Annotated in this window: 11 protein-coding genes; all 11 read left to right on the forward strand. The window is 60.3% G+C overall.

Annotation, left to right across the window (positions count from 1 at the left end):
* Window positions 1-89: 89 nt before the first annotated feature.
* The 11 genes from QRN31_RS02175 to QRN31_RS02225 all read left to right on the forward strand — a co-directional run bounded on the left by QRN31_RS02175 (window position 90) and on the right by QRN31_RS02225 (window position 12,972).
* Window positions 90-1,712, forward strand: a complete 1,623-nt coding sequence (locus tag QRN31_RS02175) for a methyl-accepting chemotaxis protein (protein WP_285429924.1) — start codon at window positions 90-92, stop codon at window positions 1,710-1,712.
* The gene (locus QRN31_RS02180) at window positions 1,712-2,248 is read left to right on the forward strand and encodes a chemotaxis protein CheW (RefSeq protein WP_285429925.1); all 537 of its coding nucleotides are present in this window, start codon (window positions 1,712-1,714) and stop codon (window positions 2,246-2,248) included. The genes QRN31_RS02175 and QRN31_RS02180 overlap by 1 nt, the downstream gene beginning before the upstream one ends.
* On the forward strand, window positions 2,245-3,507 hold the full coding sequence (locus QRN31_RS02185) for a CheR family methyltransferase (RefSeq protein WP_285429926.1): 1,263 nt from the start codon (window positions 2,245-2,247) through the stop codon (window positions 3,505-3,507). The genes QRN31_RS02180 and QRN31_RS02185 overlap by 4 nt, the downstream gene beginning before the upstream one ends.
* On the forward strand, window positions 3,504-4,193 hold the full coding sequence (locus tag QRN31_RS02190; RefSeq protein WP_285429927.1) for a chemotaxis protein CheW: 690 nt from the start codon (window positions 3,504-3,506) through the stop codon (window positions 4,191-4,193). Before QRN31_RS02185 ends, QRN31_RS02190 begins: the two co-directional genes overlap by 4 nt.
* Window positions 4,190-6,481, forward strand: a complete 2,292-nt coding sequence (locus QRN31_RS02195; RefSeq protein ID WP_285429928.1) for a hybrid sensor histidine kinase/response regulator — start codon at window positions 4,190-4,192, stop codon at window positions 6,479-6,481. The genes QRN31_RS02190 and QRN31_RS02195 overlap by 4 nt, the downstream gene beginning before the upstream one ends.
* Entirely contained in the window at window positions 6,478-7,488 is a 1,011-nt protein-coding gene (locus QRN31_RS02200; protein ID WP_285429929.1) for a chemotaxis response regulator protein-glutamate methylesterase, read from the forward strand. Before QRN31_RS02195 ends, QRN31_RS02200 begins: the two co-directional genes overlap by 4 nt.
* Window positions 7,489-7,536: 48 nt before the next feature.
* Complete coding sequence (locus tag QRN31_RS02205) at window positions 7,537-8,538, forward strand: diguanylate cyclase domain-containing protein (protein WP_285429931.1); 1,002 nt, start codon at window positions 7,537-7,539, stop codon at window positions 8,536-8,538.
* 222 nt (window positions 8,539-8,760) lie between these two features.
* Window positions 8,761-9,856, forward strand: a protein-coding gene (prfB, locus tag QRN31_RS02210) for a peptide chain release factor 2 (protein WP_102593528.1) whose coding sequence is annotated in 2 segments (ribosomal slippage) — window positions 8,761-8,832 and window positions 8,834-9,856 — 1,095 coding nt in all. Because the reading frame shifts where the segments join, the coding sequence is not laid out codon by codon here.
* A 71-nt stretch (window positions 9,857-9,927) separates the two neighbouring features.
* A complete protein-coding gene (lysS, locus tag QRN31_RS02215; RefSeq protein ID WP_222589938.1) occupies window positions 9,928-11,430 on the forward strand; it encodes a lysine--tRNA ligase in 1,503 nt (500 codons plus the stop codon).
* A gap of 102 nt (window positions 11,431-11,532) precedes the next feature.
* Window positions 11,533-12,249: a TetR/AcrR family transcriptional regulator gene (locus tag QRN31_RS02220; protein WP_285429936.1), complete on the forward strand. Its 717-nt coding sequence runs from the start codon at window positions 11,533-11,535 to the stop codon at window positions 12,247-12,249.
* A gap of 162 nt (window positions 12,250-12,411) precedes the next feature.
* Window positions 12,412-12,972, forward strand: coding sequence for a hypothetical protein (locus QRN31_RS02225; protein ID WP_285429937.1), 561 nt, complete (start codon window positions 12,412-12,414; stop codon window positions 12,970-12,972).
* The last annotated feature ends 16 nt before the right edge of the window (window positions 12,973-12,988 follow it).

Raw genomic sequence — 12,988 nt, forward strand, 5'->3', positions numbered from 1 at the left:
TCAGATTGAGCAGTGGAATGACAGCTGTCTTATAAACGCAACACCCTCGGCTATACTGCGCAGCATTTGAATCGCTCCGAGGAATGACTGTGAAGAACTGGACGTTGCGCCAACGCATTTTGGCGAGCTTTGCGGTAATCATCGCCATCATGCTGTTGATGGTCGTCGTCTCGTATTCCCGGCTGTTGAAGATCGAGACCAGCGAGGCCAGTGTTCGTGATGACGCACTTCCCGGTTTGTATTACAGCTCGATGGTTCGCAGCGCCTGGGTCGACACCTACTTTCGAACCCAGGAAATGCTCGGTTTGAAAGAGGGGCAGGGCTACAGCGCGGAAGAAGCCGAGAGCTTCAAAAACTTCGAAGCGCGTCTGCTGGAGCAGATGAAGAACTATCAGGACACCGTCACCACGGAAGAAGACAAGGTCGAGTACGCCATTTTTGAAAAGCTCCATGCCGATTACAACAAGGTCCTGGCTTCGGTGCTCGACCTGCGCAAGCGCAATCAGGACGATGAAGCGATCAAGCTGTTCAACGAGCAACTGACCCCGGCCTGGACCGCAGGTCGGATGAAACTCAATGACATTATTCGGGAAAACAAAGAGGTGGCCGACCAGGACATCGCCACCATCGATGATGCCGTGTTTACCGCGAAAGTCATCATGGGCATTTCCCTGTTGGTCGCGGTTCTGGCGGCGGGCTTCTGCGGGCTGTTGTTGATGCGCGCGATCATGGCGCCGATGAACCGGATCGTGCAGATCCTTGAAATCATGCGCACCGGCGACCTCAGTGGCCGCCTGAACCTGGAGCGCAAAGACGAATTCGGTGCGGTGGAAACCGGCTTCAACGACATGATGACCGAGCTCACCTCGCTCGTGTCCCAGGCCCAGCGCTCGTCGGTGCAAGTCACCACCTCGGTGACGGAAATCGCCGCCACCTCCAAACAACAGCAAGCCACCGCCACGGAAACAGCCGCCACCACCACTGAAATCGGTGCGACGTCCCGTGAAATCGCGGCCACTTCCCGTGACCTGGTGCGCACCATGACCGAAGTCTCCACCGCCGCCGATCAGGCCTCGGTGGCGGCCGGTTCCGGGCAGCAAGGGTTGGCCCGCATGGAAGAGACCATGCACGCGGTGATGGGCGCGGCGGATCTGGTCAACGCCAAACTGGCGATCCTCAATGAGAAGGCCGGCAACATCAACCAAGTGGTGGTGACCATCGTCAAGGTCGCTGACCAGACCAATCTTCTGTCCCTGAACGCCGCCATCGAAGCCGAGAAGGCCGGTGAATACGGTCGCGGGTTTGCCGTCGTCGCCACTGAAGTGCGGCGACTGGCGGACCAGACCGCCGTGGCCACGTACGATATCGAACAGATGGTGCGTGAGATTCAATCGGCGGTGTCGGCCGGGGTCATGGGCATGGACAAGTTCTCCGAGGAAGTGCGGCGCGGCATGTCTGAAGTGCAGCAGGTCGGCGAGCAGCTGTCGCAGATCATCCATCAGGTCCAGGCGCTGGCGCCGCGGGTGTTGATGGTCAACGAAGGCGTGCAGGCGCAGGCCACCGGCGCGGAACAGATCAACCATGCGCTGGTGCAGTTGGGCGATGCCAGCAGCCAGACTGTCGAATCCCTGCGCCAGGCCAGTTTCGCGATCGATGAATTGAGCCAGGTCGCCATTGGGCTGCGTGGCGGCGTTTCGCGATTCAAAGTCTGATGAGCGAACTGGCGCTCAAGCGTGGCGCGGTGATGCCCGCCAAGCAGGTGTTGTTCCTGGTGTTTCGCATCGCCAGCGAGCGTTTTGCCTTGCAGGCGATCGAAGTGGCTGAAGTGTTGCCGCGCCTGCCATTGAAACCGATTGCCAAAGCGCCGGCCTGGGTCGTCGGGGTCTTTGCCTATCGCGGCGCAGTGGTGCCTGTGATCGACCTCAGCGCGCTGACGTTCGGCCAGCCGGCGCAGATCCGTACCAGCACGCGTTTGGTGCTGGTGCACTATCGGCCGGACGATGTGACACCTTCGACCTTGCTCGGGCTGATTCTGGAGCAGGCCACCGATACCTTGCGCTGCAACCCGGCGGACTTTAAGCCCTACGGCCTGGACAATTGCCAGGCACCCTATCTTGGGCCGGTTCGTGAAGACGCGCAGGGTTTGCTGCAATGGGTGCGTGTAACCGATTTGCTTGATGAGCAGGTGCGCGCGCTGTTGTTTCCCTCGCCACCGCTGGACCTGGCGCTGCTTGAGGAGCGGCCATGAGCAGCGATCAGCGTTTTTTCGACTTCCTCAAAGAACGAATTGGCCTGGATGTGACGTCGGTGGGCCCGGCGATCATCGAGCGCGCGGTGCGCCAACGCAGCACTGCGTCCCAAGCGCTGACGGCCGATGAATACTGGCACACGCTGCAAGGTTCTCAAGACGAGCAGCAGGCGCTGATCGAGGCCGTGATCGTCCCCGAGACCTGGTTTTTCCGTTACCCGGAATCCTTCGCCACGTTGGCGAAACTGGCGATCAAACGGTTGGTCGAGATCAATCACATGCGCGCGCTGCGGATTCTCAGCCTGCCGTGTTCCACTGGCGAAGAACCGTATTCGATCGCCATGGCCTTGTTCGATGCCGGGCTGAAACCGCATCAGTTCAAAGTCGAAGGCATGGACGTCAGTCCGCTGTCGGTGGAAAAGGCCAAGCGCGCGCTGTACGGGAAAAATTCGTTTCGTGGTCAAGACGTCGCGTTTCGCGAGCGGTATTTCACCGTGGAAAGCGACGGTTATCGCCTCAGCGAGCGAGTGCTGGAACAGGTGCGTCTGCATGTCGGCAATCTGCTCGATCCGGCGTTGCTGGCCAACGAGCCGCCCTATGATTTTGTGTTCTGCCGAAACCTGCTGATTTATTTCGATCAAGCGACCCAGCAGCAAGTCTTTGAGGTCCTCAAGCGCCTGACCCATGTCGACGGCGTGCTGTTTATCGGACCGGCCGAAGGCAGTTTGCTGGGGCGTTTTGGCATGCGCTCGATTGGCATTGCGCAGTCGTTTGCGTTCAGTCGCCAAAGCACGCCGGCGCCGGAGTCGCTGCCTGTTTTCGTTCCGACGCCGTTGCCGGTGCGCCAACCGGTACGCAGCGTGACACCCACGCCGGTGCGCAATCGTCCGTTCACCTCCCTCACGCCGCCGTCCGTCACCCCGAAAGCTTCGGATGCCGCCGCATTGCTGGCGAACATCACCGCGTTGGCCAATGAAGGCAAAAGCGCCGACGCCCGTGCAGCCTGTGAACGCTATCTGGAGCATCATGAGCCCGTGGCCCAGGTGTTTTACTGGCTGGGGCTGCTCAGCGATGTCGCCGGTAAAGTGCTGGAGGCCCAAGGGTTTTATCGCAAAGCGTTGTACCTCGAACCGCAACATCCCGACGCGTTGATGCACTTGGCTGCCTTGCTGCAGTCATTGGGCGACACGGCGGGTGCCCGACGATTGCAGGACCGCGCCGCCAGAAACGGACGCGCCGACAGTGAGCGTAAACGATGAGCGCCTCCGACACCTTGAGCCTCACCCACGAAGATGCCCAGGCCATCGACGACTGCTGGAACCGCATCGGTATCCACGGTGACAAGTCCTGCCCGCTACTGATCGAACACATTCACTGCCGCAATTGCGCGGTGTATTCCGCTGCGGCCACCCGCTTGCTGGATCGCTACGCCTTGCAGCAGAACGACCTCGAGCAGGTCAGGGCAGTGGTCGAAACCGACGTGAAAACCCGCTCGCTGTTGATGTTTCGTCTCGGCGAAGAATGGCTGGGCCTGACCACGCGCACGCTGGTGGAAGTCGCGCCGCTGCAAGCGATTCACTCCTTGCCGCACCAGCGCTCCCGAGCGTTGCTCGGCGTGGCTAATGTGCGCGGCGCGTTGGTCGCGTGCTTGTCGCTGGTGGAGTTGCTGGGGCTCGACGGCACCGGCATCGGTAACGTGGCGTCCGGCACGCGGGTGATGCCCAGGATGCTGATCATTGCCGCTCACGGCGGGCCCGTGGTGGTGCCGGTGGATGAAGTGGACGGGATTCACGCCATCGACGAGCGTATTCTCGATGCCGCCTCGCAATCTGGCACCCAGGCCAGCGGCAAATACACTCGCGGCGTGTTGCCATTCAAGGGGCGCAGCCTGCGTTGGCTGGATGAAGAACAGCTGTTGTCCGCCGTGACCCGGAGCCTCGCATGACCCCCGAGCAAATGCGTGATTCCTCGTTGCTGGAATTGTTCAGCCTCGAAGCTGAGGCACAGACCCAGGTGTTGAGCGCAGGTCTGCTGGCGCTTGAGCGCGATCCGACCCAAGCCGATCACCTCGAGTCGTGTATGCGCGCGGCCCACTCTCTCAAAGGCGCGGCACGGATTGTCGGCGTCGATGCCGGGGTCAGCGTTTCCCATGTGATGGAGGATTGTCTGGTCAGTGCGCAGGAAGGGCGCCTGTACTTGCGTCCCGAGCACATTGACGCCTTGCTGCAAGGCACTGATTTACTGATGCGGATTGCGACGCCGGCCCACGCGCCCACCCCGGTGGAAATCGACGTGTATGTGGCGCTGATGGCGACATTGCTGGACCCGCTGGCGCTGGCTGCGCCCATGAGTACACCCATCGCACCGTTCATGGCCGCGCGTGAACCGCAAGCGGCCGCCGTCGAGGTGTTTGTTCCGGTCGTCGAGCCTGCATCGGTTGCCCCAGTCGATCCGCCGCGCAAAAACAGGCGCACCACTGATAACGGCGAGCGCGTGCTGCGGGTCACCGCGGAACGGTTGAACAGCCTGCTCGACCTGTCGAGCAAATCCCTGGTCGAAACCCAGCGTCTCAAGCCGCACCTGGCCACGATGCAGCGCCTCAAGCGCCTGCAGAACAACGGCCTGCGCGCCCTGGAAAGCCTGAATGTCCACCTCAAGGAGCATTCCTTGAGCCTCCAGGCCCAGGAAGCCTTGGGGGATGCCCGTCGCCTGCTGGCTGAAGCCCAGCAACTGCTGGTGGAAAAAAACGCTGAGCTGGATGAGTTCGCCTGGCAGGCCAGTCAGCGCGCACAGGTGCTGTACGACACCGCGCTGGCCTGTCGCATGCGGCCCTTTGCCGACGTGTTGAGCGGGCAAGTGCGCATGGTCCGCGACCTCGGTCGCAGTCTTGGAAAACAGGTAAGGCTGGAGATCGAGGGCGAGAAAACCCAGGTCGACCGCGACGTGCTGGAAAAACTCGAAGCCCCGCTGACACATCTGCTGCGCAACGCCGTCGACCACGGCATCGAATCTCCTGAACAACGCTTGCTGGCCGGTAAGCCGCCAGAAGGTTTGATTCGTCTGCGCGCCTCCCATCAAGCCGGCCTGTTGGTGCTGGAATTGAGCGACGACGGTCATGGCGTCGATCTGGAGAAGGTCCGACGCAGCATCATCGAGCGTCAGCTATCTCCCGCTGAAACCGCCGCGCAGTTGAGCGAGGAAGAGCTGCTGACGTTCCTCTTCCTGCCGGGTTTCAGCCTGCGCGACACCGTCACCGAAGTGTCCGGGCGCGGCGTTGGCCTGGACGCGGTTCAGCACATGGTCCGTCAGTTGCGCGGTGCGGTGGTGCTGGAACAGACGGCGGGTGAGGGCAGCCGTTTTCACCTTGAAGTGCCGTTGACGTTGTCGGTGGTGCGCAGTCTGGTGGTGGAGGTCGGTGACGAGGCCTACGCATTTCCGCTGGCGCACATCGAACGCATGTGCGATCTGGAGCCTTCGGACATTGTTCAGATCGAGGGGCGCCAGCATTTTTGGCATGACGGTCGGCACGTCGGGCTGGTCGCGGCCAGTCAACTGCTGCAGCGTCCGGCGAACCAAAACAGTCAGCAGACTCTCAAAGTGGTGGTGATCCGCGAGCGCGATGCGATTTACGGTGTGGCGGTCGAACGGTTCATTGGCGAGCGGACATTGGTTGTACTGCCGCTGGATGAGCGTCTGGGCAAGGTGCAGGACATTTCCGCCGGTGCCTTGTTGGATGACGGATCGGTGGTGCTCATCGTGGACGTCGAGGACATGTTGCGTTCAGTCGACAAACTGCTCAACACCGGGCGTCTGGAGCGAATTGCCCGTCACGGCAGTCAAGCTGTCGAAGCGGCACGCAAACGGATTCTGGTGGTCGACGATTCACTGACCGTTCGCGAGTTGCAGCGCAAGCTGTTGCTCAATCGTGGATACGACGTGGCCGTGGCGGTCGACGGTATGGATGGCTGGAACGCTCTGCGTTCGGAGGATTTCGATCTGCTGATCACTGACATTGACATGCCGCGCATGGACGGCATCGAACTGGTGTCTTTGTTGCGCCGGGATAACCGTCTGCAGTCGCTGCCCGTGATGGTGGTGTCCTATAAGGACCGAGAAGAGGACCGTCGTCGTGGACTGGATGCCGGAGCCGACTATTATCTAGCCAAAGCCAGTTTTCACGACGACGCCCTGCTTGATGCGGTGGTTGAGCTCATTGGAGGAGCGCGGGTATGAAAATAGCCATCGTTAACGACATGCCCATGGCCGTAGAAGCCCTGCGCCGGGCCTTGGCGTTTGAACCGGCCCACGAGGTGGTGTGGGTCGCCAGCAACGGGGCGGAAGCGGTGCAGCGTTGCGCCGACATTACCCCCGACTTGATTCTGATGGACCTGATCATGCCGGTCATGGATGGCGTCGAGGCCACTCGGCGAATCATGGCGCAGACCCCGTGCGCCATCGTCATCGTCACGGTCGACCGCCAGCAGAACGTCCACCGGGTGTTCGAGGCCATGGGCCACGGCGCGCTGGACGTGGTCGACACCCCGGCCCTCGGCGTCGGCAACGCCCAAGAGGCGGCGGCCCCGTTGTTGCGCAAGATCATGAATATTGGCTGGCTTATCGGTGACAAGGGCAATCGGGAGCGATCGGCTCCTGGCCCGCTGCGCGGTTCCGCCACCCGTCAGCGCTTGATTGCTATCGGCTCATCCGCTGGTGGGCCGGCGGCGTTGGAAGTGTTGCTTAAGGGCTTGCCGCGCGATTTTCCGGCGGCGATTGTCCTGGTCCAGCATGTTGACCAGGTATTTGCCGCCGGCATGGCCGAATGGCTCGGCAGTGCCAGCGGCCTGAACGTACGCCTGGCTCAGGAAGGCGAGCCGCCACAGACTGGCACCGTGCTTCTGGCCGGCACCAACCACCATATCCGCTTGTTGAAAAACGGCACGCTGGCCTACACCGCCGAGCCGGTCAACGAGATCTATCGCCCCTCGATCGATGTGTTTTTCGAGAGCGTGGCCAATTACTGGAATGGTGACGCCGTAGGCGTTTTGCTCACCGGTATGGGGCGCGATGGCGCACAAGGGCTTAAACTCATGCGCCAACAGGGTTACCTGACAATCGCTCAGGACCAGAACAGCAGTGCGGTGTACGGGATGCCGAAAGCGGCAGCGGCCATCGATGCGGCGATGGAAATTCGCCCACTGGAAAAGATAGCGCCACGATTGCTGGAGGTTTTCTCGAAATGACGGCTTTTCACAGTAATCCTGGCCCAAGTAGTAATCAGGTGACTGCCCATGACTGACTTACAACTCGACGACTTCAAAACCGACGAAAACGCCGCCATGGTGCTGTTGGTGGACGATCAGGCGATGATCGGTGAGGCGGTGCGCCGCGGGTTGTCGAGCGAGGATAATATCGACTTCCACTTCTGCGCCGACCCGCACCAGGCCATCTCGCAGGCGATCCGCATCAAGCCGACGGTGATTCTGCAGGATCTGGTGATGCCCGGCCTCGACGGCCTGAGCCTGGTGCGCGAGTACCGCAATCACCCGGCGACCAAGGACATCCCGATCATTGTCTTGTCGACCAAGGAAGACCCGCTGATCAAAAGCGCGGCGTTTGCCGCCGGGGCCAATGATTATCTGGTCAAGCTGCCGGACAACATCGAGCTGGTGGCGCGTATCCGCTATCACTCGCGCTCCTACATGATGTTGTTGCAGCGCGACGCGGCTTACCGCGCGCTGCGGGTCAGCCAGCAGCAGTTGCTCGACACCAATCTGGTGTTGCAGCGGTTGATGAACTCAGACGGCTTGACCGGACTGTCGAACCGCCGGCACTTCGATGAATACATGGAGCTTGAATGGCGTCGTTCGCTTCGTGACCAGACGCAATTGTCGCTGCTGATGATCGACGTCGATTATTTCAAGTCCTACAACGATAGCTTTGGCCACCTGGAAGGCGACGAGGCCTTGCGCAAAGTCGCCACGGCGATCCGGGACGCCAGTGCGCGGCCTTCGGACCTGCCGGCGCGTTATGGGGGTGAAGAGTTCGCTCTTGTGCTGCCCAATACCACGCCAGGCGGTGCGCGCCTGGTGGCGGAAAAGCTGCGCCTGACCGTGGCCGCGCTGAAGATTCCACACATTGCCCCCACCGAAGGTTCGAGCCTGACCATCAGCATCGGTCTGTCGACCATGATCCCGCAGCAAGGCAGCGATTGCCGGCAACTGATTTCGGCGGCGGACAAGGGGCTGTATCGGGCCAAGAACAATGGGCGTAATCAGGTGGGGATCGAATAAGGATCGACTTGGTTCAAATTGTGGGAGCGAGCCTGCTCGCGATGGCGGATCAACATTCAACATTTTTGTTGCCTGACACACCGCCTTCGCGAGCAGGCTCGCTCCCACAGGGTTGTGCGGTACAAACCATTCGCCCCTAAAGCCGCCAGGCGGGCTGCGGTTGCAGCCTGATTACGTTATACTCGCCGGCTTTCAAAAGTTCGCCAACGAGTGCTGCCCGCCATGGAAATCAACCCGATCCTTAACAGTATCAAGGACCTGTCCGAGCGCTCCGAAACTATTCGGGGGTATCTTTGACTACGATCAAAAGCATGAGCGTCTGACTGAAGTCAATCGCGAGCTTGAAGATCCGGCTGTCTGGAACAACCCGTCGTACGCTCAGGAACTGGGCCGCGAGCGATCGCTGCTGGCCCAGATCGTCGAAACCCTCGACGAAATGCATTCAGGCCTGGCCGACGCCAAAGACCTGCTGCTGATGTCCGCCGAAGAAGAAGACCAGGCCGCCGTCGATGACGTCGCTGCCGAAGTCGAGCGCCTGCGCGAGTCGCTGGAAAAACTCGAATTCCGTCGCATGTTCAGCGGTGAAATGGACGCCAACAATGCCTACCTGGACATCCAGGCTGGCTCCGGCGGCACCGAGGCCCAGGACTGGGCCAACATCCTGCTGCGCATGTACCTGCGCTGGGCCGACAAACGCGGTTTCGACGCCACCATCATGGAATTGTCGGCCGGTGAAGTCGCCGGGATCAAGGGCGCCACGGTGCACATCAAGGGCGAATACGCCTTTGGCTGGTTGCGTACCGAGATCGGCGTGCACCGTCTGGTGCGCAAGAGCCCGTTCGACTCCGGCAACCGCCGCCACACCTCGTTCTCGGCCGTGTTCGTGTCGCCGGAAATCGATGACAACATCGAAATCGACATCAACCCGTCGGACCTGCGCATCGACACCTACCGCTCCTCCGGTGCCGGTGGTCAGCACGTAAACACCACCGACTCGGCCGTACGGATTACCCACGTACCGACCAACACCGTGGTCAGCTGCCAGAACGAACGCTCCCAGCACGCCAACAAAGACACCGCGATGAAAATGTTGCGGGCGCGCTTGTACGAGCAGGAAGTGCAGAAACGCAACGCCGCCTCCCAGGCCCTGGAAGACACCAAGTCGGACATCGGCTGGGGTCACCAGATTCGCTCTTACGTGCTCGATGCGTCGCGAATCAAGGATTTGCGCACTAACATCGAACGCAGTGACTGCGACAAGGTGCTCGACGGCGATATTGACGAATACCTGGTGGCGAGCCTCAAACAAGGGCTGTAAACCGTCAGTCAAGACCCTAAGTCCCCCGCCATCGGTGGGGGCAACGAACCTGTGATGGAATTTTTAAAGACATGAGCGACCTAGAACTCGACCCGCAAGCCCTGCAACAGGAAGAAAACTCCCTGATCGCCCTGCGCAAGGAAAAGCTTGCTGCCGAGCGCGCCAAGGGCAATGCCTTCCCCAACGACTTCCGCCGCGACAACTACTGCCAAGACTTGCAGAAACAGTACGCGGACAAGACCAAGGAAGAGCTGGCAGAGGCTGCGATCCCGGTCAAGGTTGCCGGTCGCATCATGCTCAACCGTGGCTCGTTCATGGTGATCCAGGACATGACCGGGCGCATCCAGGTCTACGTCAACCGTAAAACCCTGTCCGAAGAAACCCTGGCCGCGGTAAAAACCTGGGACATGGGCGACATCATTGCAGCCGTTGGCACCCTGGCCCGTTCCGGCAAGGGCGACCTGTACGTTGAAATGACCGAAGTGCGCCTGCTGACCAAGTCGCTGCGCCCGCTGCCGGACAAGCACCACGGCCTGACCGACACCGAACAGCGCTATCGCCAGCGCTACGTTGACCTGATCGTCAACGAAGACGTGCGCCAGACGTTCCGCGTGCGTTCGCAAGTGATTGCGCACATTCGCAGCTTCCTGATGAAGCGCGACTTCCTCGAAGTCGAAACGCCGATGTTGCAAACCATTCCTGGCGGCGCTGCGGCCAAGCCATTCGAAACTCACCACAACGCGCTGGACATGGAAATGTTCCTGCGTATCGCGCCTGAGCTGTACCTCAAGCGCCTCGTTGTCGGCGGCTTCGAGAAAGTGTTCGAGATCAACCGCAACTTCCGTAACGAAGGCGTCTCGACGCGTCACAACCCTGAATTCACCATGTTGGAGTTCTACCAGGCTTACGCCGACTACGAAGACAACATGGACCTGACCGAAGAACTGTTCCGCGAGCTGGCGCAGCTTGTACTGGGCAGCACCGACGTGCCTTACGGCGACAAGGTGTTCCATTTCGGCGAACCGTTCGTGCGTCTGTCGGTGTTCGACTCGATCCTCAAGTACAACCCCGAGCTGACCGCTGACGACCTGACCGACATCGAGAAGGCACGTGCCATCGCCAAGAAGGCCGGTGCCAAGGTGCTGGGCTTCGAAGGTCTGGGCAAGTTGCAGGTGATGATTTTCGAAGAGCTGGTCGAGCACAAGCTGGAACAGCCGCACTTCATTACCCAGTACCCGTTCGAAGTCTCGCCGCTGGCCCGTCGTAACGACGAAAACCCAAGCGTCACCGACCGTTTCGAGCTGTTCATCGGTGGCCGTGAAATCGCCAACGCCTATTCCGAGTTGAACGACGCGGAAGACCAGGCCGAGCGCTTTATGGCCCAGGTGGCGGACAAGGACGCGGGCGACGACGAAGCCATGCACTACGACGCCGACTTCGTTCGCGCGCTGGAGTACGGCATGCCGCCAACGGCGGGTGAAGGGATCGGCATCGATCGCCTGGTGATGTTGTTGACCAACTCACCGTCGATCCGCGATGTGATCCTGTTCCCGCACATGCGGCCGCAAGCGTAAACGTTTCATTTAAAAAGCCGCCTAAAACAGGCGGCTTTTTATTGCCTGTCTGGTACAAACGTATCAAATGGTTACTTTTGAAATAAGTGAGGAAGACCTGTCGTGAACCGTGCAATGGCTCAAGAGGGTGCAGCGGATGTCGCCACTGCAGTCGCTGAAAGTGTTCAGTACCAAGGCCGCAAGGCCAGCCGACAGGGCAGCGAGCAGCGTCGACAGGAGATTCTCGATGCGGCGATGCGCATTGTCGTGCGCGATGGCGTGCGGGCTGTGCGTCACCGCGCGGTGGCGGCCGAGGCTGGTGTGCCGTTGTCGGCCACCACTTACTATTTCAAGGATATCGATGACTTGCTCACCGATACCTTCGCGCAATACGTGGAACGCAGCGCCGCGTTCATGGCCAAGCTGTGGGTGAACAATGAAGGCCTGCTGCGTGAGATGGTCGTCAGCGGCGACGGCAGCCCGGAGTCTCGCTCGCAATTGGCGGACGACATCGCACGGTTGATGGCGGACTATGTTCACCGTCAACTGATCAACCGTCGCGAACACTTGATGGCCGAACAGGCCTTCCGTCAGGAAGCGCTGCTGAACCCGCGTCTGGCGCTTTTGGTGCGCTCGCATCAGCAAATTCTGCTGCAGGGAACGTGTCAGCTTTTCGAAGTATTGGGATCCCGTGAGCCACAACAGGATGCCAAAGTGTTGACGGCCATTATCGGACGGATGGAATATCAGGGCCTGCTCAACGACGCCGAGCCTGTGGCCGAAGCCGAAATGCTCGGTATTCTGACCCGCTACATGCACCTGGTGTTAGCGTCGGTGTAACACCTTGAAGGAACCCACAACCCCTGTGGGAGCGAGCTTGCTCGCGATGACGGACTGACATTCAACATCCCTGTTGCCTGACAGACCGCTTTCGCGAGCAAGCTCGCTCCCACAAGGTCCGGGGTCGGTTTGAGATCGCGGTGTATCGATAGGGAGTGTTGAATGAAAGCCTGGCGCGTCGTGGTGATCGCCTTGTCGTTCTTGCTGCTCAGTGGCTGTCTGGTGACCTTCAAGGAGCCTCTGACCACGAGCGACCCCGCGCCCAAAGGTCTGCTCGGCAAATGGACCAGCACCAACGCCTGGGGCGAGCCGATGAATCTGGAACTGACGCGCCTGGGTGACAATCGCTATCAGGCGGTGAGCTATTTCAAGGCCAAACCCAGTGAGCGCGAAGCCTATCCCTTCACGGTGATTCGCCATGGCAGCCGCTGGTACCTGTCGGCGAAGGTCCCGGCGCAGTTCGGCGGTCATTTCACTATTGCGGGTTTCGAGCTCAACGATAAGCACGAACTGGTGGTCTATAACCTCGACCTCGAGCAGATCAACCAGGCCCTCGGACAAAAAGTCCTGAGTGGCGAAGGCTTTCAGACCGACGACGGCGACGGCGTATTGATCGACAACAGCATGGACCAGGTCTTTGCTTACCTCGATGATCCAGCCAATTCCGATGTGTTCGTCGAGGCCGTGCGTTATCAGCGCCTGGCCAAAGCTAACGTTAAATAAATCCAGCACGTTACGG

The sequence above is a fragment of the Pseudomonas sp. fls2-241-R2A-110 genome (genome assembly GCF_030209165.1).
GTDB lineage: Bacteria > Pseudomonadota > Gammaproteobacteria > Pseudomonadales > Pseudomonadaceae > Aquipseudomonas.